This window comes from Psychrobacter cibarius (genome assembly GCF_904845955.1).
Taxonomy (GTDB): Bacteria; Pseudomonadota; Gammaproteobacteria; order Pseudomonadales; family Moraxellaceae; genus Psychrobacter; species Psychrobacter cibarius_B.
This window is the reverse complement of sequence record NZ_CAJGYX010000001.1, coordinates 66,245-91,583: the sequence shown is the minus strand read 5'-3', so window position 1 is coordinate 91,583 and position 25,339 is coordinate 66,245. Positions and strand designations below refer to the sequence as shown.

Annotated in this window: 22 protein-coding genes; 9 read left to right on the top strand and 13 right to left on the bottom strand. The window is 41.8% G+C overall.

Annotation, left to right across the window (positions count from 1 at the left end):
* Positions 1 to 57: 57 nt before the first annotated feature.
* From dnaX to JMV76_RS00355, 5 genes are all read right to left on the bottom strand, one after another.
* Entirely contained in the window at positions 58 to 2,160 is a 2,103-nt protein-coding gene (gene dnaX, locus JMV76_RS00375; RefSeq protein WP_201501225.1) for a DNA polymerase III subunit gamma/tau, read from the bottom strand.
* A gap of 69 nt (positions 2,161 to 2,229) precedes the next feature.
* Entirely contained in the window at positions 2,230 to 3,492 is a 1,263-nt protein-coding gene (locus JMV76_RS00370) for a hypothetical protein (protein WP_201501224.1), read from the bottom strand.
* A gap of 112 nt (positions 3,493 to 3,604) precedes the next feature.
* Positions 3,605 to 5,143, bottom strand: a complete 1,539-nt coding sequence (gene lysS, locus JMV76_RS00365) for a lysine--tRNA ligase (RefSeq protein ID WP_201501223.1) — start codon at positions 5,141 to 5,143, stop codon at positions 3,605 to 3,607.
* A gap of 201 nt (positions 5,144 to 5,344) precedes the next feature.
* The gene (gene prfA / locus JMV76_RS00360) at positions 5,345 to 6,436 is read right to left on the bottom strand and encodes a peptide chain release factor 1 (RefSeq protein WP_201501222.1); all 1,092 of its coding nucleotides are present in this window, start codon (positions 6,434 to 6,436) and stop codon (positions 5,345 to 5,347) included.
* A 233-nt stretch (positions 6,437 to 6,669) separates the two neighbouring features.
* Positions 6,670 to 7,815, bottom strand: coding sequence for a beta-ketoacyl-ACP synthase III (locus JMV76_RS00355; RefSeq protein WP_201501221.1), 1,146 nt, complete (start codon positions 7,813 to 7,815; stop codon positions 6,670 to 6,672).
* Positions 7,816 to 8,112: 297 nt separating this feature from the next.
* Between JMV76_RS00355 and pnuC the strand changes: the two genes are divergently transcribed.
* From pnuC to creD, 4 genes are all read left to right on the top strand, one after another.
* Positions 8,113 to 8,874 carry a nicotinamide riboside transporter PnuC gene (pnuC, locus tag JMV76_RS00350; protein ID WP_201501220.1) on the top strand — a complete coding sequence of 254 codons (762 nt, stop codon included), beginning with the start codon at positions 8,113 to 8,115 and terminating at the stop codon, positions 8,872 to 8,874.
* Positions 8,825 to 9,406 carry an AAA family ATPase gene (locus JMV76_RS00345; RefSeq protein ID WP_201501219.1) on the top strand — a complete coding sequence of 194 codons (582 nt, stop codon included), beginning with the start codon at positions 8,825 to 8,827 and terminating at the stop codon, positions 9,404 to 9,406. Before pnuC ends, JMV76_RS00345 begins: the two co-directional genes overlap by 50 nt.
* A 62-nt stretch (positions 9,407 to 9,468) precedes the next feature.
* On the top strand, positions 9,469 to 9,999 hold the full coding sequence (locus tag JMV76_RS00340; protein WP_374190027.1) for a TIGR00645 family protein: 531 nt from the start codon (positions 9,469 to 9,471) through the stop codon (positions 9,997 to 9,999).
* Between the two features lie 193 nt (positions 10,000 to 10,192).
* Positions 10,193 to 11,785: a cell envelope integrity protein CreD gene (gene creD, locus JMV76_RS00335; protein ID WP_201501217.1), complete on the top strand. Its 1,593-nt coding sequence runs from the start codon at positions 10,193 to 10,195 to the stop codon at positions 11,783 to 11,785.
* A 134-nt stretch (positions 11,786 to 11,919) separates the two neighbouring features.
* On the opposite strand, the gene JMV76_RS00330 is transcribed toward creD, so the two are convergent.
* Entirely contained in the window at positions 11,920 to 12,603 is a 684-nt protein-coding gene (locus tag JMV76_RS00330) for a DUF421 domain-containing protein (RefSeq protein ID WP_201501216.1), read from the bottom strand.
* Positions 12,604 to 12,938: 335 nt separating this feature from the next.
* Here JMV76_RS00330 and JMV76_RS00325 point away from each other — a divergent pair, with 335 nt between their 5' ends.
* Together JMV76_RS00325 and JMV76_RS00320 are read left to right on the top strand one after the other, a co-directional pair.
* Positions 12,939 to 13,859 carry a DMT family transporter gene (locus JMV76_RS00325; protein ID WP_201501215.1) on the top strand — a complete coding sequence of 307 codons (921 nt, stop codon included), beginning with the start codon at positions 12,939 to 12,941 and terminating at the stop codon, positions 13,857 to 13,859.
* A gap of 169 nt (positions 13,860 to 14,028) precedes the next feature.
* A complete protein-coding gene (locus JMV76_RS00320) occupies positions 14,029 to 14,400 on the top strand; it encodes an MliC family protein (protein WP_201501214.1) in 372 nt (123 codons plus the stop codon).
* A gap of 294 nt (positions 14,401 to 14,694) precedes the next feature.
* On the opposite strand, the gene JMV76_RS00315 is transcribed toward JMV76_RS00320, so the two are convergent.
* The gene (locus tag JMV76_RS00315) at positions 14,695 to 15,108 is read right to left on the bottom strand and encodes an organic hydroperoxide resistance protein (RefSeq protein WP_201501213.1); all 414 of its coding nucleotides are present in this window, start codon (positions 15,106 to 15,108) and stop codon (positions 14,695 to 14,697) included.
* Between the two features lie 185 nt (positions 15,109 to 15,293).
* Here JMV76_RS00315 and JMV76_RS00310 point away from each other — a divergent pair, with 185 nt between their 5' ends.
* Together JMV76_RS00310 and JMV76_RS00305 are read left to right on the top strand one after the other, a co-directional pair.
* Positions 15,294 to 16,151: an AraC family transcriptional regulator gene (locus JMV76_RS00310; protein WP_201501212.1), complete on the top strand. Its 858-nt coding sequence runs from the start codon at positions 15,294 to 15,296 to the stop codon at positions 16,149 to 16,151.
* Positions 16,152 to 16,444: 293 nt separating this feature from the next.
* A complete protein-coding gene (locus tag JMV76_RS00305; RefSeq protein WP_087814267.1) occupies positions 16,445 to 16,774 on the top strand; it encodes a hypothetical protein in 330 nt (109 codons plus the stop codon).
* 212 nt (positions 16,775 to 16,986) lie between these two features.
* On the opposite strand, the gene JMV76_RS00300 is transcribed toward JMV76_RS00305, so the two are convergent.
* From JMV76_RS00300 to JMV76_RS00280, 5 genes are all read right to left on the bottom strand, one after another.
* On the bottom strand, positions 16,987 to 17,355 hold the full coding sequence (locus JMV76_RS00300) for a hypothetical protein (protein WP_201501211.1): 369 nt from the start codon (positions 17,353 to 17,355) through the stop codon (positions 16,987 to 16,989).
* A gap of 175 nt (positions 17,356 to 17,530) precedes the next feature.
* Positions 17,531 to 21,679: an ATP-dependent RNA helicase HrpA gene (hrpA, locus tag JMV76_RS00295; RefSeq protein WP_201501611.1), complete on the bottom strand. Its 4,149-nt coding sequence runs from the start codon at positions 21,677 to 21,679 to the stop codon at positions 17,531 to 17,533.
* Positions 21,680 to 21,931: 252 nt separating this feature from the next.
* Positions 21,932 to 22,690, bottom strand: a complete 759-nt coding sequence (locus JMV76_RS00290) for a hypothetical protein (protein WP_201501210.1) — start codon at positions 22,688 to 22,690, stop codon at positions 21,932 to 21,934.
* Positions 22,691 to 22,735: 45 nt separating this feature from the next.
* The gene (locus JMV76_RS00285) at positions 22,736 to 23,053 is read right to left on the bottom strand and encodes a hypothetical protein (RefSeq protein ID WP_060491072.1); all 318 of its coding nucleotides are present in this window, start codon (positions 23,051 to 23,053) and stop codon (positions 22,736 to 22,738) included.
* A 171-nt stretch (positions 23,054 to 23,224) separates the two neighbouring features.
* On the bottom strand, positions 23,225 to 23,818 hold the full coding sequence (locus tag JMV76_RS00280; protein ID WP_201501209.1) for a DUF1543 domain-containing protein: 594 nt from the start codon (positions 23,816 to 23,818) through the stop codon (positions 23,225 to 23,227).
* Positions 23,819 to 23,893: 75 nt separating this feature from the next.
* On the opposite strand from JMV76_RS00280, the gene JMV76_RS00275 reads away from it, so the two are divergent.
* Positions 23,894 to 24,397 carry a hypothetical protein gene (locus tag JMV76_RS00275; protein WP_201501208.1) on the top strand — a complete coding sequence of 168 codons (504 nt, stop codon included), beginning with the start codon at positions 23,894 to 23,896 and terminating at the stop codon, positions 24,395 to 24,397.
* A 36-nt stretch (positions 24,398 to 24,433) separates the two neighbouring features.
* Here JMV76_RS00275 and JMV76_RS00270 read toward each other — a convergent pair whose 3' ends face one another.
* Entirely contained in the window at positions 24,434 to 25,237 is an 804-nt protein-coding gene (locus JMV76_RS00270; RefSeq protein WP_201501207.1) for a metallophosphoesterase family protein, read from the bottom strand.
* Between the last annotated feature and the right edge of the window lie 102 nt (positions 25,238 to 25,339).

Sequence of the window (25,339 nt, the reverse complement as noted above, 5' to 3'; positions counted from 1 at the left end):
TGTATTTAATAACTGTATAGACTTTTAAATAATTTTAACAACAGTTTTTCTGACTGTTTAATACAACTGAACCTTACCCATTTTTCCTTCACCGCGTTCATTCAAATACTGCATCACAGGCGTAGCAAGCAGTCTTGCTTCTGCAACCGTTTTGGCTTGCACCAAGCGCTTTTGTTGGCGACGCTCAGGCGTCTTATCCTCTGCTTGCATGACGCTGCCATCGATTTGCAAGTCAATTTCTGCTTGAGTGAACTGCTGTTGCAGTTTAGCCGCTAATTGCTGAAAAGTGGTTTGTAAATGCCGACTATCTACACTGGTTATAAATATTGCCTTGCCATCGCATAAGCCCGTCATCATACCTTGACGCGCAAGTGCCAATTCGTCTTGAGCCAATATTTCCGCTTCACGAGCCGTTTGTAGCCAATAATCCCATTTTTCTGGTGTCCACTCACCTAGCAGTTCTTGCGGTGAGCAACGCAGCAAAGTACGAGGATCATCCAGTTGCGTTGTTAACTGAGAATTATTTGCATCAGGCTCAATAACGGGTTCAGGCTCAATAACGGGTTCAGGCTCAATAACGGGTTCAGGCTCAATAACGGGTTCAGGCTCAATAACGGGTTCAGGCTCAATAACGGGTTCAGGCTCAATAACGGGTTCAGGCTCAATAACGGGTTCAGGCTCAATAACGGGTTCAGGCTCAACAACGGGTTCAGGCTTAACAACGGGTTCAGGCTCAACAACGGGTTCAGGCTCAACAACGGGTTCAGGCTCAACAACTGGTTCAGGCTCAACAACTGGTTCAGGGCTAGTAACTAATACATCATGATTTTGCTCATCATTTTGAGCCAAACTTGGCTCAAAATTGTTATAGGTTTTGACTTGTAAATCATCATTATCTCGTGCTTGATAATCAACGCCATAAGACTGTAATGGCGGTGCAGAAGCCGATTGGCTATTTGATGACTTATTCGATGACTGTGTAGAACGTGTAAATGTCCCATCTTCTATAGCTGGTACTTCATGTGCTACAGAGCCAGCATAAGTATGATTTAATATCTCATCGACTGGCAACGGACGAAATGCCAGCAGGCGTAAAATGCACATTTCCAGCGCTTGCATTGGTGTGCTCGCAAGCTTAACACCTTCACGTGCTTGCACGACAATCTCATAATACAGTTGCAGAACATCTGGACTCATATGCTGCGCAAGCGTGTTAATATCTTGCGCCTGTGACTCATTTACATTTAATGCCACTTCAGGCAACAGCTGAGTCAACGCTAATTGATGCAGTAATTCAGTAAGACCATCAAACATACTCGTCGCATCAACCATTTGCGCACGCATTTGTTCTATATGAGCCGCGACAGCAGATTTGTCATGGTTATAGATATCAGTAATTAAACTGACCAAATCAGCCGCATCAATTAAGCCAAGCATAGCGTTTACAGTGACATCATCGAGCGCACCTTGACCGAAAGCAATGGCCTGATCGGTCAATGACAACGCATCACGTACCGAGCCTTTGGCGGCGCTGGCCAATTGCCAGAGCGCAGGTTGCGTATAGCCTACCTGCTCTTGGGTAAGAACATTTGCCAAATGCTCGCTAAGTAAAGTTTGCGGTAGCGGACGTAGTACAAACTGCAAACAACGCGAAATAATGGTAATCGGCAATTTTTGCGGATCAGTCGTGGCAAGTAAGAATTTTACATGCTCAGGGGGTTCTTCCAAAGTTTTAAGAAGCGCATTAAAACTGTGTGTGGACAACATATGTACTTCATCAATCAGGTATACTTTATAACGCCCCTGACTTGGCGCATACGGTACATTATCCAGCAATTCACGTGTGTCTTCTACTTTGGTACGGGATGCCGCATCAATCTCGATAAGATCGATAAATCGCCCTTGATCGATGGCCACGCAGTTATCACACACACCGCAAGGCGTACTGGTGATGCCCATATCGCAGTTCAAACATTTAGATAAGATACGCGCAATCGTGGTCTTACCCACACCGCGTGTGCCCGTAAAGAGGTAAGCATGATGCAGGCGATTATAATCAATCGCATTAATCAATGCTTGAGAAACATGCGTTTGCCCAATTAACTCGTGAAAGTTTTTGGGACGGTATTTGCGCGCTAAAACTTGATATTGCTGCGTCATAATGAATGCCAATGTAAATAATACAGATATAGATGGAGTGTCAAACCAGTAGGCTATATTAGGTTTAGATTATAACTGCGCTTGAAGTTGTGCTAAACGTTCGTATAAGCGCTGAGTATTAGCGTCAATCACTGAGCCTTTTTGATAAAAGGCATCCAAATGCACCTCTGTATTGACGCTATCATCACAAGGTCTAAACTCCACGCCAATCAAAAACAAATCATCCATCACTGGATCCTGCATTTGAGCATTGAGCTCCAACAACAAGTCTTGTTGAGACGTGCGCACCTTATCAGCACTCAGCGAACTATTATCATCTTGCGCATAGAAAACCATCAGATAATGGCGTCCAAACACGTGATAAGAGTGCTCATGACAAACATAACCATTCCAGCGAGAGTCTTGATCCATCGTTTTGTAGGCTAAGATTTTTTCAACCAAACAAGCGTAAGTATACATTGATTCATCGACCAAAATATCAACCGGCTTTTTTGGTAGGGGTTGACCTGCCTCATAATAATGTTTGATCAAACTATTAAACAGCTTGTACCACATCCGAGTATTTTTCTGAATCTCAGCCATGAGTGCTTTGGCAAAGACTGCCTGATCTGGTTCTGTAGCTTTGAGCAATCGTTGCTCAATCTGATCGATCAACTGATTGTCAATCAATTGCTCTTGCACCCTAATCGCTCTTTGATGAAAGTCAGGCGACTGTAAAAACTGGATAAGTAATGTCGACTCGTCTTGGAATGACTCAAACCCTGTCAGCTGGCTGCGATGAAAGTCTAAAAATGCGGACAAATCGCTTGGCGTAACCAATTGGCTGATGATATCGACAAAGTTTTGATGGCTAAATACCTGTAAGACACTCTGCTCATCATCCAGATCTAAAACACAGTCTTCAGCAAAAAACTGACTACCATATTCATAATCAACCGTATGCGAGGATGCTTGTAGTTTGTCATCTTGATGGGTAACAGACAATGACGTCAAACCAATGAAATAAACATCCTTACCAGCTGTCGAGGTATTACTTTCTGCCATCGACTTATCGTTTTCTAGATAAAGCTGAGCGTGACGCTTAATTAGTTGGTTGACGACTTCTTTTCTCCACTCACGAACTTGAGCGCTGTCTACTTTTTGCCTACTCGCTTGCATCACCACATCATTGAAGATCAAATAAATGATAGCGCCAGAAAACTCAAAAACGAAATCATAACCTTGAAACTGCTTAGGATTGGTTGTTTTATCTGCTGGTAACTCATACAAAGATAAGAAACTTTGTTGAATCATTTGTTGCCAAAGTGAGGGTGACTCGTGCTGAGTATCCATGATATCCCTATAAATGAGGTCTCAAAGAATCTGGGACCATTCCATTGAAAGCAAAAGAGCTTTCTTATGTTCAGTTTAGTCCCAGCATGGATTTATGGCAAGTAAACCAGTTCTAGCTTTCTAATTTGCGGCGCATATGCGGGAACAAAATCACATCACGAATACTGGCAGAATCGGTAAACAACATCACTAAACGGCCAATGCCGATACCTTCGCCTGCAGTTGGTGGTAAGCCATAAGACAGCGCTTCGATGTATTCTTCATCAAAATGCATCGCTTCATCATCGCCAGCGTCTTTTTCAGCGACTTGTCCACGGAAGCGTTCTGCCTGATCAGCAGGATCATTAAGCTCGCTAAAGCCGTTTGCCAGTTCACGACCCCCGATGAATAGCTCAAAACGATCGGTGATTTCAGGATTGTCATCACTACGGCGTGCCAGTGGTGACGTTTCCGCTGGATATTCAGTGATGAACGTTGGCTGACGCAATTGGTGTTCAGCGGTTTCTTCAAAGATAATGGTCTGTAGTTTGCCCACACCAAACACCTCTTTCACTTGCTGTTTAAGCGTTGTCGAGGCGTACTCTGCCAAATAATCACGGTCATTGATACGTGCCATATCGAAGTTTTCGGCATATTTTGCAATTGCATCAGACATAGACAAACGTATAAATGGCGCTTTTAGACTGATGGCTTCTTCTTGATAAGTAATCTCAGTCGTGCCCAAAATATCCATCGCCAATTCATTAAATAAGCGTTCGGTCAAATCCATCAAGTCATGATAATCAGCATACGCTTGATAAAACTCAATCATGGTAAATTCAGGATTATGGCGAGTTGATACACCTTCGTTACGGAAGCTGCGGTTAATCTCGAACACTCTTTCAAAACCACCAACGACTAAGCGCTTCAAGTAAAGCTCAGGTGCGATACGCAGATATAAAGGCATATCTAGAGCGTTATGATGCGTCACAAATGGACGCGCCACCGCGCCACCTGGGATAGGATGCATCATCGGCGTCTCAACTTCCATGAAACGCTCATTTAACATAAACTTGCGAATGCCGCTAATGACTTGACTGCGAATCATAAAGGTATCACGAGTCGTCTCATTGGTCATCAAATCAAGATGACGATTACGATAGCGAGCTTCGACATCAGCTAAACCATGGAACTTGTTTGGCATTGGACGTAGCGCTTTAGTCAATAACTGAAACTCTTCGATATGCACATATAAGTCGCCCTTGCCTGAGCGACCGATATAGCCTGATACGCCAACAATATCACCCAAATCTAATGATTTAATGGTCGCTAACGTCTCTGGATCCAACTCTTTGCGTGCAACATATAACTGAATGCGACCCGTCATGTCTTGAATAACAATAAAGGCACCACGGTTCAGCATGACGCGACCTGCCACGTTGACCTGTGTTTTTTCGCCATTCGCCGCTTTTTCTTCAATTTCTTGTTTTGAGACGCCGTCAAAAGCAGTTTGCAAATCTTGCGCATAATCAGTACGTTTAAATGTATTTGGATACGGCTGTTTGCCTGAAGCACTGATATCGTCTAGCTTGGCTTGCAGTTGCGCAATCAGCTCGTTAGCGTCTTCTACAACTGGGGTTTGGTCTTGGTTCTGATTATTGTGCTTTGACATAACACTCTCAATATTATTAGATAATTAAATGGAATAAATGAAAACTGCAAAATTAAATCTATACTTATTATCATAGTCGATAGCCGTAAAAAAACAGCTATAAACAAACAGACACTGTCATCTAGACAGTGTCACGCTTTTATGAATTAATGGATTCACGACCAGCTATTGAGCCTCTAGTCATTAATATCCTAATGGTTACTAATCACCACCGCCGATACTGGCCATCAAATCAGCCTGATGCTCACGCAACAGTGCATCAAGAATCTCATCCAAGTCGCCTTCCATGATGGCATCAAGCTTGTATAACGTCAGGTTGATACGGTGATCGGTCATGCGACCTTGTGGGAAATTATAAGTGCGAATGCGTTCTGAACGATCGCCACTACCGACCAAATCACGGCGTATGGTATCTGCGGCATCAACTTGCGCCTGTACTTTGACTTGCTGAATCTTTGAAATCAGCATTTTCATCGCTTGCGCACGGTTTTTGTGCTGGCTACGCTCTTGTTGACACTCTACCACGGTACCCGTTGGAATGTGGGTCAAACGTACGGCTGAGTCAGTGGTGTTAACGTGCTGACCACCCGCACCGCTTGAACGGAAGGTATCAAAGCGGATATCGGCTGGATTTAGATCTACTGTATCATCAATCTCAACCTCAGGCATCACCGCCACGGTACAAGCTGAGGTATGCACGCGACCTTGGCTTTCGGTTTCAGGCACACGCTGCACACGGTGTACGCCTGATTCAAACTTTAAGCGACCATTCACGCTGTTGCCTGATACGCGAGTGATGATTTCTTTATAACCGCCATGCTCGCCTTCACTTGCCGACAGTACTTCCACTGTCCAGCCTTGTGTCTGCGCGTATTTTTGGTACATTCGAAACAAGTCACCAGAGAAAATCGCGGCTTCATCACCACCTGTACCCGCTCGAATTTCCAAGAAAGCAGGCACTTTATCATTTGGATCCTTTGGTAGCATCATGACATTGAGCGCCTCTTCCATCTCTACGATGGTCTCGCGGGCGTTATCAATCTCTTCTTGCATCATCTCTTTCATGTCAGGATCTGATGCATCAGCCAGCATAGCCTCTGCATCAGCCTGATCCGTTTCTGCACGCACATAGTTCTGCCATAAAGTAGTGATATCCATCAAGTCGCTGTGCTCGACAGACAGTTCACGGAATTTATTATTATCGCTGATGATACTAGGATCTGATAATAAGGCGGTGACCTCTTCATAACGGTCTACCATCTGGTCTAAACGCAGGCGTAAGGATTCTTTCATAAAAGGACTTTTAATTGGATGAGAGGAATAAGACCGTGATTATAGCAAATTTTTCGGGGTAAATTAAAACCTCTAAGCATTCTTCCCGTTATATTCGCAAATAGCGCCTCATTCTTGAATAATATATTGCTTAAATAATGTGATGAAGTGCTCATAACAAAAATAACAGACAAAAAAAATAGCTAAGGTTGTTCTTAGCTATTTTTTATTAGTAACAGATTTTACTTTAAAAGTTAAACCTTACGCACCAACACTGAACCGATAGAGTAACCAGCACCAAATGAACAGATAACACCCAAATCACCTGATGCCAGCTCATCTTTATAGCGATGGAAAACAATCATCGGACTGGCTGAACTGGTGTTAGCAAATTCAGCAATGACACTTGGCACAATCGCTTTATCTGCTTCTTTACCAATCACAGTACGTAGAATTAAATCCAACATATTGGCATTGGCTTGGTGCAGCCACATCATTTTAACGTCAGACGTTGCGATATCGTTCTCTTGCAAATGCTCAGTGATAACTTCTGAAACCTTTGGACAGACTTCACGGAACACTTTTCGACCATTTTGTAAGAATAGCTTGTCGGTAACAGGCTCTTTAATGTCTGGATACATCTCAGTCTGTGCCGCTAAGAACTCTGAGCGATCCATAAAGCCGTATTCGTTTTTGATATTGGTCGAAAACTGGGTAAATAGCTTAGAGTTAAGAATCTCATAACCTTTTGGCGTTTCTAGCTCTTCGACGATAGATGCTGTTGCGACATCGCCAAAGATAAAGTGGCTGTCACGGTTACGCCAGTTCAGATGCGCTGAAGTAATCTCAACGTTGACCACAGCGATACGCTTAGCCAGACCAGAAACGATAGAACCGTGTGCTTGCGATAGACCAAAAGTCGCGGCACTACAAGCAACGTTCATATCATAAGCAAAACCACCAGTCATACCGATTGCATTTTGAATCTCGATAGCGACCGCAGGATAAGTACGCTGGAAGTTTGAACAAGCAAGAATGATACCATCTAGGTCATTCGCCTCAAGACCCGCATCTGCTAGCGCGTCTTTCAAAGCCGCAGTACCCATTTCTGCCATGATAGACAGCTCTTCACCTAAATGACGATAAGGAATCACTGGTGCCATGATTTCAGGATCTAAAATACCATCCTTTTCCATCACATAACGTGATTGGATACCAGATACTTTTTCGATAAAGGCCGCTGAAGAAGGCTCTAGGGCAGTCAAAGTTCCTGCTGCTATCTCGTCAGCATGCTTTGCATTATAATTCTCAACATACTTATTGAATGAATCTACTAGCTCTTCATTACTGATGCTATAAGGCGGAATATACAGGCCAGTGCCTGTGATACAAGTCGTCATGATAAGCTTCCTTGTCTACTACTATAGGGCTTGGGATAAGCATAAAAGTGGAAAAATAACAGTCGTTTGATTTCAGTGAATAACTGTAAACTTAAAATCAGAGCCTTTATTATGCCTGAATATAATTATTTTTCTAATACTTTGTTACAAATAATCTGTTTGTTGCGAAAAATAAGCAAAGTCCTGACTTCATTTTGGAGCAGCTACGTTATAATTGGCGCATTTTGCTAGCGACGCGTTCACAGTTCGAGCTCATAAAACTGCGAGACATAAACCCGCTCATATTTGGGAATACTCATGGTAGAAATTTTTAACTGGTTATTTGGACAATACGCTGACTATCCCACTGTCTTTATTGCTCTTGAATTGATTGCTGTCATATTTGGGGTAGCAAGTGGCTTACTCGCCAGCAGAACCAATATTTTGGTATTTCCGATAGGTCTCGTCAGCACCGCTATATTTGTCTATCTGTTGTGGAAATGGCAATTATTTGGCGATATGTTTATCAATTCCTACTATACGGTGATGAGTCTATATGGCTGGATCAATTGGACACAGAGTAAGAAAAACACAGCCATAAAAAAACAGCAAGACTATATCAACCCTACTGGTCAGCAGCAAAATGAGTCGTTAGCAAGGACTAACGCTCAGAATGCTATTCAAGTAGAACATCTCGATAAAAAAGATTTGCCAATACTAGCCTTACTAGCCTCGGCAACTATTGCCTTTGTCGCGTTGGTGTATTACTTCAGACCAGTCATCAATAATAACTTTAGTTTTGATGGCGCGGTATTAGGTTTGCATTTATTTACGTGGGTCGATTACACCGATATGCTGACCACCGCGCTGTTTTTGATGGCGATGTGGCTGATGGCGCGGCGAAAAATCGAGCATTGGATACTCTGGATAATCGCCGATACTATTTCAGTCCCGCTGTACTTTTATAAAGGTCTCACTTTTACTGCGCTACAATACGTAGTCTTCACTCTTATCGCAATTTGGGCTTACTATGAATGGCAACGACGTTACCGCTTGCAACCTAAAGCAGCATACGCCTAAATCGGTCATCAATGTCGCTATCCTAGGGGCAGAGAGCACTGGTAAGACCACGCTATGTCGCGACTTGGCAGCGCATTTTGGCTGCCCTTGGGTACCAGAATACATGCGCACCTATCTACAAGCAAAATGGGATAAGGAACACCTGACTTGCACTTGGGAGGATTTACTCCCTATTGCACAAGGTCAAATTGAGTTAGAAAATAAACTCGCTGAACAAGCAGCTCAAAGCGATCACAACCATTATTTATTTTGTGATACCAGTCTGTTTGAGCTAATGGTTTATTCTAATTGGTATTATGGTGATTGCCCTAAAGCGCTCACCAATGCGGCGTTAACGCATCATTACGACTTGATTCTATTAACCGAAGTTGATATCCCGTGGGTCGCCGATGACCTAAGAGATAGCCCACATCAACGTGATGAAATCAGTGCTTATTTTGAAAGTCAGCTGACCCGTCACCAAAAGCCATTTCATCGCATAGGTGGTGATAGAGATGAGCGGGTACAACAAGTGCTCGAATGGCTTTCTTAAACCCATCCTATACCACGTTATCAGTAAATGATCTACAACCTTACCTTTAAGAGCATTAAGAGATGTCCATGCTAAGAAACATTGAACGATACCTAGAAAAAACCATCTTTAACAGCCGCTGGATATTAGCGCCTTTTTATTTAGGGCTGGTCTTAGGGATTGTTTTATTATTTATAAAATTCATTCAAAAAACAGTCATGATGTTCAATACTGTATTTAGCGCTTCTGTATCAGATGTCATTGTTAATATATCAGTGTTGGTCGACCTCTCTTTAGTAGCCAGTTTATTATTAATTATCATATTTAGTGGCTATGAAATATTTGTCTCAAAAATTGATACTGGTGATCATGTTGATCGACCTAGTTGGATGGGAAAAGTAGATTTTTCTGGTCTAAAACTAAAAGTCATCGGAGCCATCGTCGCTATTTCTGCGATTGATCTATTAAAATCGTTTATGGATATTCCTAATGAATTGAGTGAGGGTGAAGCGGACAAACTCATGTGGAAAGTCATTATTCATATGACTTTTGTGTTGTCTGGTTTATTATTTGCTATTATGGATAAAGTGGTTGGTGATACTAAAAAACACTGATGCCAGAAGATACTAGTATCAAAAAATACTGGTATCAGAAAACACTGATATCAGAAAATACTAAGGCTTATTTTTCCACACACTCTCCATCGTTCTTACATATTTTTTCTTCATCTCTCCTCTATGATCTTCTTTGAACCTACTGACTGTTATATGCACAGTTTTGGACTAAAGATTCATATGAGGAGCTTTCATGCAAAAAACACTATTGACTAAATTGTCCATCATCGCCGGGCTTTGTATTATTTTTGCCATCGGTCTCGGTATGATTGGCTCAGTGATCTACGAACGACAAAATTATGCCGCGTCGGTGGTCAAAGAAATTGCCCAGCAGCACGTCAATCCGCAAGAAATCATCACCCCATTTATCATCATCCCTACCACAATTACACCTGAATGTCAGATTACAGCACCTGAAATAACCAGTAAGTGTGCACCATCCTATTCAAAAAATGAAATTGTCTTTGCCAGTCAGACCCAAGCCCTACAAGATCTTGAAGTCAGCACTGATACCTACAAACGTGGCATCTATCATGCGACCAGTTATGATGGTACGTTGACATTTGACCAGCGTTATACATTTGATCAAGCCATCAGCAGCTTATATGACACTACGAGCAAAACTAGTGACGCACAAGGTTCTGTCAGTACACCCGCCAATAAAAATAACACCCAGCCAGAAAAAACCATCATCCACTGGAATGCAGCAAAATTGATTATTCCAGTATCAGATCTGCGCGGCGTGGCGACGCTACCAACGGTGACCATTGATAAAAAACCGATAAAAGCAACCTACCCTCAGACAGCGCTGCTGAAAAACCTGACCTATGTAGAAGTAGCTATTCCGCAAGATATATTACAGCGTTCAGTAAAAAATATAACGAGCCAGCAGAATGGCAATAACATCCTAGCTACGAACAGTGCTAGCGAGTCATTGACCAGTACAGAAATCGTCATTGATTTACCGTTAGCTGGTATTAGCAATGTAAACACTGTGCCGACTGGACAAAACTTTAACTTAACGATGCGCAGTAATTGGCATGCGCCAAACTTTATTGGTAAGGCGCTCCCCAATGCCAAAAAACTTACCGCTAAAGGTTTTGAAGCCAGTTGGCAAAATCAGTATTTAACAATAGCCAACAATCAAGATTTGTCGCAATGTGTCAGCATCGCTAACAACCGATGTGTCGTCACCAGTCAAGCCACTCTTGATAACAACAGCCAGTCAATGGCTTCTGGTGATGCGCTTATAGCAATGGAAGGCGCTGCTACAGCAGAAGCTACTGACATACCTGATAGCTATCGAAACGTGCGCCTGAACAGCTTTGGTGTGAGTTTTGCTGAGCCTAATGATGTGTATTTACAAACTGAACGAACGATGAAATATGCCTTATTATTAATCTTAGTATCATTCGGCACTTTCTTCTTATTTGAAGTCATTAAATCCAGCCGTATTCACCCTATTCAATATCTGTTGGTCGGTTGCGCGCTATTTGTGTTTTATGTCTTACTATTACCACTTTCTGAGCAAATTGTCTTTTGGAAAGCGTATGCCATTGCTGCCAGCGCCTGTATTGGACTCATTGGTTGGTATACTTATTATGTACTGGGCGGCGTCAAGCGAGCGGCGATTTTTACTGTCACACTGGCAGGATTGTATGCGGCGTTTTTCGGCATATTAACCACCGAAGATATGAATTTATTGCTTGGTGCTGTCTTCTGTTTTGTGCTACTCGCTTGCGTGATGGTCATGACCCGTAAAATTGATTGGTATAAAATTGCCTAATTCAGATAGGGCATATCAAAAGCGTTTAGTCCAGGGCTCTTACGTTGGTAGAATTGGCTATTATTAAGCCTGCCAACATAAGACAGCTCGATCTACTCATAGATAATTTAATATAGCTATCATCTCATTTATTATTATCTAACGATCTCACTATTCAAGGCCTTCGCCCAGTCTCGACATCCATTCTCACAGCGTTCACAGAGCTGATTGGGGTCAGATATATGATCGACATAGCCGCAATGCATACATGCGTAATATGTTTCTGACTCTATCTCTTCGACAGGTTGATACTGCTTAGGGAAAAGCGGCATACCATAGCCAGTGTTTTCAGGCGGATATAACAATATACTAAAATTACCGTCTGTCTCTAGCAAGCCTGTACGCACTTGACCTAAATGCTCAACCCCTTGTTGGCGCATTTCAGTAAAAAACTCATCATGAGACATTTTACCCTTTTTAATCTTATCGAGTACTAGCATCCCGTCTTCTACAATATAGAGCGATTTCCCTTCTAACAGATCTTCAAAAGGTTGGGATTCCATCATGATCCACGTGCACAATCGATAAAGCAGGATAACGGCGCTCATGACCAGCACCGCCTGAATAATCGGCAAATCCTCGTTAAACATAGGGTCACCTGCGATAGAACCCAATGATAAAATAATGGTCAACTCAAAGATTGACAGCTGACGGACGCCGCGTTTGCCCGTCAAACGCAAAAACGAGATAATTAGCACAAACATGACGCTGACACGCACCAATATCTCAAGCGCAAATGCCCAAGTGGTGTCATGAATAAAGATACTTGCCCAATCCATATTACTTTTTCCTATCTATTGTTTTTATTTGATTTATGACGATTCATTTAAGCAATCGTTCTGAGTATGCGCTTGACCTGCCACCACCCTTGTAGTCAGTCTTTATTGTCAATTCAACTATCATCAGTCCAATTTAAAAAACACTTTCGCCTGCGAGTGCAATAAAATATGGTCTGTTGTGAGACACCTCCCAATTGGCAATTAGCAGCTAGCAACTCAGTTTTCGCACTTCAGCCAGTATTTTTGCTGGTAAAAAAGCGGTAATAACAACATCCCTAAAAGTCGAATTTGCCTATTTTATTCAAAAACCAACTTCTTTATTGTAGGAATTATTTTTGAAAGCCACCTTGTACACCGTTATTGCATTAATTGCCTTTGCTGCAAACTCTCTCTTTTGCCGTATGGCGTTAGCAGAGGGTCATATAGATGCTTGGAGCTTTACCATCTTGCGCCTGCTGAGCGCTGCTGTCTGCCTAGGTATTATCATGGCCATTCATGCTTATCGGTTACGACAGCATGTGCGAGAGCCTGACAGCATTGCTCACGCTGCTATTTTAAGTGACAAAGGCAGCTGGTTAAGTAGCGTGAGCTTAGTGATTTATGCACTATGCTTTTCTATTGCTTATGTAGAGTTGGATACTGGTACAGGAGCGCTGATTCTATTTTCAGCGGTTCAGCTGACGATGATTGGTTGGGGCATCTACAAGAAAGAGCAATTGAGCGGCTTACAATGGCTGGCATTCATCGTAGCGGTAGCAGGGTTTGTCTATTTGATGCTACCGTCAGCAGCGGTGCCTTCGTTACTAGCAGCGGTGCTCATGGCAATCAGTGGTGCTGCTTGGGGCATATATAGCATACGCGGCAAATCATGCGTGTCACCGCTGCGAGCCACAGGTTTTAATTTCATTCGGAGTCTGATAGCAGCGCCCATACTGTTAGTGATAAGCATGACTTATCTAGACAATATAGGCTTGGAAAACATCCATTTAGGTGACGTTACTATCAAGGGAGTACTTTTGGCCTGTGCATCAGGAGCGATCGCATCTGGTATGGGCTACAGCATCTGGTATATGGCCATGCCTTTGTTAAAAAACACCCAAGCAGCAGTTGTACAATTGTGTGTACCTATACTGGCTGCGATGTTAGGCGTGGTGTTTTTATCTGAACAATTGACCATGCCATTCGTTATAGCAAGCTCGGTTATCTTGGGTGCAGTATTGGTATTTATTTTAAATAGAGAAAAAGCCCCTACGTGAAATATCCTCATTCGTTATTTAAAACTAATAGGCTAATAGAGGCTTAGTGATAAAAAAGACAGATAAGATTACTACCATAGCCCTCAAACACAACATGAAGTTACATTCTCTACGGTATCATATTGCTTGAAGTAACAACCTACTTTTACCGATATTTTTGAGGCATATTATGAAAAAATTATTAGCCGTAGCACCTTTTGCTCTATTATTGTCTGCCTGCGCCACTAATGCACCAACTACTACGATCCCAGAGACCAATACTCAGCCAGTAGTCCAATCATTCACTTGTGAAGACAACGGTCAACTCACTGCTGCCTACACTGCCAATGGTCAAACTGCTAACCTAAACGTGACCTTGCCTAAAGTTGGCTTGACCAATGCAAAAATCACTATGGAGCAAGCGGTATCAGGTTCTGGCGCTCGTTATGTCAATAACGTTAACCCTAAAACCACTTACGATTGGCACACCAAAGCGGATTACGGCATCATGACCATCAAATCAGACAATGGTCAACAATACCAAGTGAACTGCCAACTATAATAATCTTAGAAACAAGCGTAAATAATACGTGATGGTTATTTGAATAAAACCCATGTTTTTATTCACATCTATTGAAAACGAAAGAGCCAGTAGTCAAACTACTGGCTCTTTTTTGTGCTTAACTTTTTATGCTTGATAATTTGATCTTAATGATCAACGTTGAATCACTCAATAAAAAACTGCCTGAATACTTTATGTACTCAAGCAGTTGAAAGTCATGTCGTTTTTATATTTGTTTATAGTTATTAGAAACAGCTGTTGAATCAGTTGTTAGGTATTAACTACTGCTGACCGTTAAACCACGGTCACATGCAAACGTGCATCGACATTACCGCGAGTAGCATTAGAGTATGGGCAAACTTGGTGAGCTGTTTCGACCAGTATTTGCGCTTGAGCCTCATCAATGCCCGACACTTCAACATACAAATCTATATCTAGGTTATAGCTACCATCGGCTTTCATACCAATACCCACTTGGGTCGAGGTTTTTGAGGCAGTGATTGGCAGTTTCATTTGCTGGGCGGTCAGATTTAAAGCACTATCAAAACAAGCTGCGTAACCCATTGCAAAAAGCTGCTCTGGATTGACACCTTCCTTGTCTGTTTCTTGAAAAGAGACCAGATCAAAAGCTAGCGAACCATCGTCAAGACCTGTATGACCAGAACGACCACCGGTTGCTGTTGCGCACGTTTTATAGAAAATTTTCATCATATATTCCTTATGGATTGGCATGTTATTGGTATTGGGCAATACGCTGCAAATCAATCTTACTGCGTTTTGATGCCATCATTATAGAAGTGAACACGCTAATCTGATAGAGCATTACTCCAGCATCCTTGCCTATTCCTATAAATATTTATATCATTAGGCAAATTATAAAGTAAGTAGAAATCATGAAAACAAAAACGGTTGAGCAGCTACTTAGTATATTACCCAAAAACCAAACCATCGAATCAGACATTTCAGGCTTGTTTTTTTATTGTGCCGACAGACCAAGAAAGACTGTCAGCTATATCCAAGAACCTAGTATATGTATCGTCTTACAAGGCACGCGTGAAATTTACTTAGGTACAGATTGCCAGAAATTTGATGACAGCAGTCTGATGTTCTGCCCTGTAAATATTCCTATAAGCATGCATATCAAACACGCCACTGTAGAGAAGCCTGTCATCGTATTGTCTATGAAATTAAATTTGGCGCTCATTCGTGAAGTCATGGCGCAAATACCACCTCGGAAAAATGCCGATTATGAGCATCTAGGTATAAAATGGCCATTAGAAGACACCATATTAACTGCATTCGAGCGGCTGATAGACTTGCTTAATTATCCAAATGATATAGATTTTTTATCATCTTTAATTCAGCAAGAAATTTATTATCGGCTACTCTCAGCACAGCAAGGTCATAAACTTCGGCAACTGGTGGTTAATGGCAGTCACACCCACCGTATTGCCCAAGCTACCGATTGGCTAAAAGCGCATTTAGAAGAGCCCGTCATCATAGAAGATTTGGCCAGTCGCTGCGGTATGAGCGTGTCGGGATTTCATCAACATTTTAAAGAAATCACTCAACTAAGCCCGCTTCAATATCAAAAAAGCCTACGATTGATGAAAGCGCGGCAGCTGATTCAACTCGGCGAAGCACAAGTATCGCAAATCGCCATGCAAGTAGGCTATGAGAGTCCCAGCCAATTTAGCCGTGAATATAAGCGGCTATTTGGAGTAAGCCCAAGCAGTGAGTTAAATATCTAGAATGAGGCTTCTACCATAATGCCCCTACTATAATGGTTTCTGGCTAAGGCAATCCCTCTGCGTCTTGACAGCTTCATAAGCAACTGCGTACAAAATTTAATTATCTGTTTAACAGATTCCTACACCCTCCCTCTTTCCAGCCAAACAAACGACGAAATATCTTACCCAAGAAAAAAAACAGTTGACTTGGTCTATATATTCATATTATAACATATAATGTATATTCATAATTTAGCAACTATTATAATAATTTTTCTACGTGTGATCGTCAGAATATTTCGGGAGGCACTAACATGATTCGTCTAAGCTATACTCTCAAATGCTGGGCATTGGGTGTCACTTATTTTTTGGTGTTTTATTTTATGGTGGTCATGAGCGACCCTGGTTTTAGCAAGTATATTTATATGCTGGCACTAAGCACTTTGTTATTCCCCGTAGCTAAGCGTGCAGTCGATGTTATGACGGACTTTTTTACACCAAACACGGTATTATTTAATGGATTATTGCCCTCATTATTGATCAATGTGGTGATTTGGATACTCACGCCATTTATTGTAGCACTGACCGTTATAGCATTCTTGCTTTATAGTATGGGTGTGCTGACAGAAAAGATCAGCCACTAATTTTACTCAGATGCTAAATTTTAGAGCAAAGTTCTCATGACGCTACCTTTGCTTTTTTGTTTCATAAAAGATTTATCCGTCGCAAAAAAACAATGGCACTTAAACAAAAGGCTGGGTTAGCAATTGCCAATCCAGCCTTTTTATCGATAGTGAGTGAAAGTTAGTTACTTAAAATCAATAGGATATCCATACGATAACCTACGCTATCAAAGCTACGCGCAAATCTCACGAATAGTTATTTGATTTTGATATTTGCCTAGAGGCCCATATTGACCGATAGGGCTAATGTTACCAATGACACAAATTTCGAAATATTTGTAATAACCTTTTTGCTTGAGACTTTTCGAATCTTTAATTAATAATTGCTTTGGGTCTGACACATAGTAAATGATGTTATCAGAAACGAACTCGTGAACTTCAAAGCTTCTTTTAAACTTACCGCGTAACTGCACTTCTTTTTCTACGCTTGTTGGCGCAAATCCCTTCACATTTTTATTATTACTGGCTTGTGTCTCATCACAGCCCGTACTCATAAATATAGTTGATGCAAATGCTAGTATTATCAATCTACCTTTAATCATTATTTTTTATCCTGCTCAAAAACTTACATCAATATATTAGGTAACATCCAAAAAACGTTGGTATAAAAAATAATAGCTCTTTCATTTAATCAAATATTATCGACTAAATCAAAGAGCTATACAAGACAATTGTCATATGCTGTCAATTAGCAAGTTTTAAAAATCTAAGGCTATCCTAACTAATTTTATCCCACATCTTGCTTAGGCGCTTTGGTGACACTGCCATGCGGGTTTTCATCGGTTGCGCGAATAGCTGAATACGATACTCCTCGACCATCCAGCGGTATTCACTAATGGCTTTATCATTGGCACGATTTGCCAACCGCTCCATATGTACATCAAGCGCGTATACACCTTCGAGATCAGATTCGAGATTGTGCTCAAGCCGTTCGATACGAATTTCAAGCGCCTCTAGATAGCGCGGATACTGCTGCCAATGGCTATAATCCATACGATAAACAAAATCAGCCAAGTGCAAATCTTCTAGCTGGTCTTCGATATCTTCGATAGACTCACCAAATACCTCTCGATCGAGCATGAGTAAGCTTTGGCGAATACGTTGCCAGCGAGTATAAACATTTTTAAGGATTTTTATGACGTTTTGACCGGTCAATAGAAAGTTACCCGACACCACTTCCAAGGTTTTCTCGCACTCTTCTGGTGTAAAGGGCAATTCTTCAGCAAGCGCTACGGCAGCATCATCAGCACTTTCAGGTAAATCAGCACTATGATCAAATAATACATAATGCTCTTCAAGCGACGCGTCCAATGCCGCATCGATGACGATGGTTTTTAGCTTCTCCATATCACCAAGTGGCGCGAATGCCAATTTAAATATCTTATCAATTTGGCTGGTCAGCTGTTTTTTCTTCGCACCAAGCTTACCTTTTATCAAGGTCAAAACCCCGATACGGTGTGCCTGTAACGCGGCATTGACATCGGTATATTGATGGATAGATACCGCTTCACCTGTCGCATCTGCTACGAGCGCAGCAAACTGCTTCATCACCACTCCTGCACTATGATGATTTTTGCTAAAGGCAAAATGCTCAGGGAATTTCGTATGCGTACCTTGCTGCTCATTCACCGCTTGGCGGGTTTCAGAAGCATGACGAATCTGTAGGGTTTGCAGGTCGCGACCCTTTTCGATAATACGGTTTTTGTCATCGACCACACAGATTTGGGGCTGTAAATAGCGATCAATGCTAGAGGGATTAAAGCTATCAGGCGTCACTGACATAACGCCGCGACGGTTGAGCGCTTGGCAAAGCTGTTTAAGCAATCCTTGTCCACCAGCGGGTTGCAGTTCATCAAACAAGCTATCGGCTGTATCAGGAATCGGTACAATTTGACGGCGAATATCCTTTGGTAGTGACTTAAGCAATTGCAATACTAGCTCATAACGCCAACCGGGTACGCCCCATAATAGTTCGATCGCATCAAGCTGCGGTAGGGCGGCAAGTGGCACACGAATGGTCACGCCATCATCATCGCTGGACGGATCAAAGACATAACGTAGCGGTAGTTTTAAATCACCCAATTTCCACACTTCTGGGAAATCGCCTGTGGTCGGTGCTTGGCTATTGAGCACGTCATCATCGGTAAAAAATAGATAGTTAGCATCAGTTTTTTCGACCTCGGCACGCCAATCTTCAAAGGCTTTGCGACTGGCAATATGCTCAGGTATTTTTTTATCATAAAACTGATACAGTGCTTCTTCGTCAACCAACAAATCACGGCGACGTAACTTATCTTCAATGCGTTCAATGTCGGCAATTTTATCCATATTATGCTGTAAAAATGGCGCTTGACGCCCCAAATTACCAGTCACCAGACCATCACGAATGAAGATTTCTCGTGACTCAACTAAGTTCACTTGCTCATAATTGGTCAGCTGTTTACTAATAATAATCAGCCCAAATAAGCTAATCTGCGCGTAAGCTTTCACTCGTCCAGTCTTCTTCGACCAATGCGGCTCAAAGTAATGGTACTTTAATAAATTACCAGCGGCTGAGATAATCCATTCTGGTTCAATTTTGGCAACAGTGCGCATAAAGACTTGCGAGGTTTCGACCACTTCAAAAGCCATGACCCAAGGCGGTACTTGTTTAAATACTGTACTGGCTGGGAATATTTTGGCTTTTTGCTGGCGCGCGGCTAAGTATTCACCGCGATTTTCGGTTTTATGCGCAATCGTAGACAATAGACCTGTCAATAATGCGCGGTGTAAATTGGCATATTTAACCGCTTTAAGTTCTTCATCTTCGATCGCGGTAGGATCGCTAGTCATGTTTTCTAACGAAGTATTTTTATCGGTTCCTTTATCGGAAGCTTTTGCCTCTTTAACATCCGTCAGCTTAAGGTCTGTGACCATTTGTACTAACTGACGATGGGTTTGATTCCACTCACGTACACGCGGGAAGCTCAGATAGTTTTTCTTGGTAAAATTCTTACGCTGATTGCCAGACAGCTTATTGCCATCTTCATCTTTTTCAAACAATGCTTTCCACAGACTCAAATAGAATAAAAAGTCAGAATCATCTTGACGAAATTCCGCATGCTTTTGATCGGCTTGCTGACGTTTATTGGCAGGACGCTCGCGTGGATCCTGTACGGCAAGCGCGGCGACAACGATAAGCATTTCACGGATACAATCAAAATCACTACCTGCGACTAACATACGTGCCAGTCTTGGATCGATTGGCATACGCGCCATTTTTTGCCCAGTGGGCGTCAGGCTTAAATGGTCGAGGCTGTTTTTGGGTTTTGGCTTATTGGTTTGATGAGCAGCAGTTGCTTCGCTTTTCGAGGTAATGGCACCCAATTCATCGAGCAATTTATGACCATCAGTAACTAAGCGGCTATCAGGTGGCTCAATAAAGGCAAAATCATCAACGCTACCTAAACGAAGATTGGCCATCTGTAAAATAACCGAGGCTAAGTTAGTTCGTAAAATCTCAGGCTCGGTAAATTCCGGACGACCAGTAAAGTCCTCTTCACTATACAGACGAATACAAACCCCTGGTGCGACACGACCACAACGACCTTTACGCTGATTGGCAGCCGCTTGCGAGATCGCCTCAATCGGTAAACGCTGTACGCGTGAGCGATACGAATAACGAGAAATCCGCGCAAACCCTAAATCAATCACATAGCGGATACCCGGTACGGTCAATGCAGTCTCGGCAACGTTGGTCGCGATAACGATACGCCTGCCACGACCTGACGGCTGAAAGATACGCTGCTGCTCTTCATAAGTCTGCCGTGCAAATAATGGCAGCACTTCCGTATGCTTTGGCCCATGACGCTCAAGCACCTCTTGGAGCTCACGAATCTCAGCTTCTGTGGCGGCAAATATCAAAATGTCTGCTTGGTCAGCATGACCTTTATTTTGTGCATCGCCAAAGCATTCTTCGACGGCGGCCACAACCGCACGTGGCAGATTTTCTTCAAAGTCATCGTAGCTGTCATCATCGGAGCTGTTCACTGGCTCATCAGTGAGGGGACGGTAACGAACTTCAACAGGAAAACTACGACCTTCGACATTGAAAATAGGTGCAGGTACGTTGCGCTTGAGCTTATTATCATAGCGGCTAAAGTATTCACTAAAGCGTTTGGTATCAAGTGTTGCTGAGGTAATAATCACTTTTAAATCAGGACGTTTGGGCAGTAGCTTTTTCAGATAACCCATAATGAAATCAATGTTTAAGCTACGTTCATGCGCCTCATCAATAATGATGGTATCGTATTTACTCAAGAATCTATCGTGACCTAATTCAGCCAGTAAGATACCATCGGTCATCAGCTTAACAACAGATTGCGCCGTACCCTGCTCATTAAAGCGAATCTTGAAGCTGACAGTATTACCGAGCTGCTCGCCCAATTCTTCAGCGATACGGTTTGCCACACTGCGCGCGGCCAATCGTCGAGGCTGGGTATGCCCTATCTGCCCAGTGATACCGCGACCTGCCAGCATTGCCAGCTTAGGCAATTGCGTCGTCTTACCAGAACCCGTCTCCCCTGCAACAATAATGACTTGGTGATCAATAATCGCCTGTACTAAATCTTCTGCACGTTGACTCACGGGCAAATCAAGATTCAGTTTTTCTGCCAGTTTGTCTGGAATACTATCCATACGTGCCTGCACCGCTTGCTGTGAGCGGGTCTTGATTTTTTCATACTGCGCACGTTTTTTAGTTAGCCCATCATCCGCTTTATCGTCAGAAACTTTTTTATTTTTAGCCACGGCAGCCCTTGCCAGCTCACGCTCAAGACGACTTAAATAATAACTGTCTTTAGCGAGTACTGGTAAATCAACAACCATATCAGGTTGTGAAGACGCTTCATTACTGTTTGCCGTAATATTTAAATCATCTTCACTTGGGTTTGTTAATTTACTTAATTCATCGGATTTAAATCCATTGGTATTGTTTCCAGTCGGCATATCTGAGGTGCTCTTAGAAGTATTCGGCATATTTACTTAGGCTATTTATTGTTTGGAAGTGGTTAGATTATGAGGGTAATTTGGGCGTGATTCAAGGTGGTTATAGTGTTTGGTTGGCAACTATGCAGACTATTATCTATTTTCAAAACGCTCAGTCAAAATATTTCTAAGCTCATTAGTCATAGGCTTAAATTTAAAATGCTCTGGCTCCATTTGAGCAATCAAAGCATACTGATCCTTTTCAATTGAGTTATCCTCACATAAAAAATGATTCATCTCCTGACCAGTGATGGCATTAATAATATAAAAAGAAGTATCGCTATCTTCAAACTGTGTCAGCTCATAGTAATTATTCGGATCCCGCATAACGAGATTAGTACCATTAGAAAGAGTCGTATAATAGGTATCCTCAGTAGCTTGCTGCGCCTCTAATCTTAAACGATTGCCTTGGGTAGCGAAATAATACTTCAGCATATAACCAATATTGCTATTAATCACATCCAAACGTAAATGCTCACCCTCTTCTGTGATGCACTGATAGATCATAAAAGGTTCGTAGATTCGTGGTTCAGTAGTGACATTCTCGTCCACTATACTCTCCCACTCCATTCCCATAATAGGCGCATCCAACATGAGGCTTCCATCCTCAGTCAACTTATACCCTGCTGGTACGTCTTGATCTTCGACCGTAAACTGGAGGTTTAACGACTCATCATTCTCTTTTCGAGCATTGTCAGTATCGTTATTCAGTACCGCTGTAGTGTCGTCCGATGTGTCTTTTTTATCCTTTTTATCCCAAAGTGTTATAGCCACTAGGACAATAAAAAGTCCTATCCCAAGACCAATACCTGCGATAACCCACTTAAGAAATCCTCTTATCAAATTTTTCAAACCTGCCAGTCCTATGTTATTTTTATGAATAAATTATTTGTCAGCTCAAACGCTACTTGTATAAATAATCTGTTGACGAATGGCAGCCCCCGTAAAGAAATTCTGCAACTTTTGCAATGGCAGCCTAGGAAAAGGCAGATGCAGCGAAAGTATTAACCTCTCAAACGCTACCATTTCATCAGCTAATGCTTGTGCGACATCAGGTTGAATCTGAGGATTTTCATACACATTATCAATCAACCAAGTGAGTTTTGGAAACTTAGCATTATCATGAATCTGATAAAGGGTCGGTAATAGCTCATCAGAGAGTTGGCAACGCGATTTGCGAATCATGCCATTTTTATAGTACATATTTAAAGCCATATTAGGGTGTGTCCTTAATTAAATAATGAGACTAAAAATGAAATGAATTCTTGTCAGTCAAAGGAGGTTTCGCAGAAAATGTAAATATATTATCTAAAAACTTGCAAAGCATGATTGAGATATAACCGCTTTTAGTCCATTAAACTCTAGTCTCCTCAATTGAGAACAAGCCTAAAATAACTTCCTTAAATTCTTGATACTTAGATAACCAACATACTCTTTATCTTCATCAGCATTTGTAAGTTCGTGACTATTATGAATCCTAGGCTCAATTAAAATCTGTATGTTTGAGACAAGGTCGTTCACGTCGTATATATCATCGATATCTACCTGAAATTTATCATCAATGTGCGATGCGGCATTAAAAGGTGTGTCTTTATCTTTAAAAGTAAGTTGTTGATAAAACTCACTTTGCTTTGCTTGTTTAATAGCATCTTTTTGATTATCAGCAACGATAAGTAGCTTATGATGAAACTCTTCAAAACTCCCCCGCTGATAGCCGCCTAAATTAATAAAGAACAGTTTTAAACTGTTATCATTCGCGGCTTGGTTATCTGACTCAATCAATTTAACAGTATGGTTTCCCACTTTGGTAATCGCTCTGTATGAATCAATATGCCATTTATTGTTGACTTCCGGCCAATGATTATTGATATCGTCTATTAGCTCGCTTACCTGATTGGCTACACCGAATAAAATATCGTGCTGCTCAATCAAACGACCTTTGGGGCGACCACCAAGCTGCACCATAAATAGTGTTGGCATAAAGAATTACCTTGTACGTTAATAACTTCTGAGTAAAATGTGTGATGTTAGATAAATCATATAAAAAGGATCAATATGGGCATTCTGATAGCTATTAAGCTGACGTTTATAGCGACTATATTTTTGCCAATAGTGTTGTGTTTAACTTCCTGTACAAATAAAGAATCAAGCTTAACATCAAGAGCTACTTATCATGACATCAGCAAAGTTGAAATTGAGAACCCTTATTCAAACCCTATTCTACTATCTTACGACGCAAAGCATCAGCCTGAAAAAATGCAGGCCATAGTCGATGAGATAAACAGTCAAAGCCATGGTTTTTGGCGTGAAGGTCTAGGCGGCAAAGAGGGAGCTAATGTTATTAGTATTCATATCTATAGCTATTCTGAGACGCCAGTTGCAAGCTTTTCTTTATTTTCTAATCAACTAATGGAGCGAGGACCAAATTATCGACAGCTTAATGTAGACGGTTTTTTTAGGCAAATAGATATTCAAGCGCTACCCGCATTGAAAGAGGTTTGGTGTGGTCATAGAGATATTGATGCATATAATAGCTTGCAACTTAGTAAATCATGCTAAAAATAGGCAAAATCCTGATACTTATTTAATTGCTCATCAAGGCAATACTCGCCCTGTTCTCAGTGCAAACGCCCAGTCTTCACGACCATTCATTGAAGCCAATTTAGCCGCAGCTTCATAATCATAAGGCACCTTGATATGCTCAGTTTGCCAGTATTTGGCCTGTTCAGTATCAACACATTTAATAATCGCGTAACTGGCATGGGGCGAATAGGTTTGCATCTTATGCAAAATAGGCAAATCATCTTCATAGGCTGGGTAACCAACGCTACCTGTATTGACGACCATCTGCCCTGTCGATAGCGTGACCGTACGTGGGATATGAGTATGACCACATATGATAACGGTGCTATCGATACCGTTAAGCAGTGCCAAAATGGCTAGATTATCACGTAAGGTCGGCTGACCCGTCTCGATATTTTCTAACAAATATACCATGTCATCGGTTGGTGACCCATGGCACAGATAAACATCTTCACTCAGATGACAATCAAATGGCAAATTCTGTAGCCAATTAACCGCTGCTTTTGGCAAGTCCTCTATGATAAAAGCCATGGTTGCGTTGTTGCCAATCTCCGCCGTTGTCGCTTCATAAATCTGTCTATCCTGATTACCTCGAATAGTAATGATATCGTTCTGCTGTGCCATTAAGAGCGCATAGGTATCTTTAGGGGCAATCGGTCCGTATAAAATATCGCCCAGATTAACAATTTGATCAATATTACGCTGTTTAATATCAGTCAACACAGCTACAAGCGCGAAGACATTACTATGAATATCAGAAATAGCCGCGATAGTATTTAAATGCTTGTTATTAGAGTTGGAGTTAGAGTGCGCCATCTTATTTATTTTCCTAACAAACCACTATGTTATACATCGACTAACCATAAAAAGGAACAGAAAAGAGAAACAAAAAAAACCCAATGGCTCGTGATTATTGAG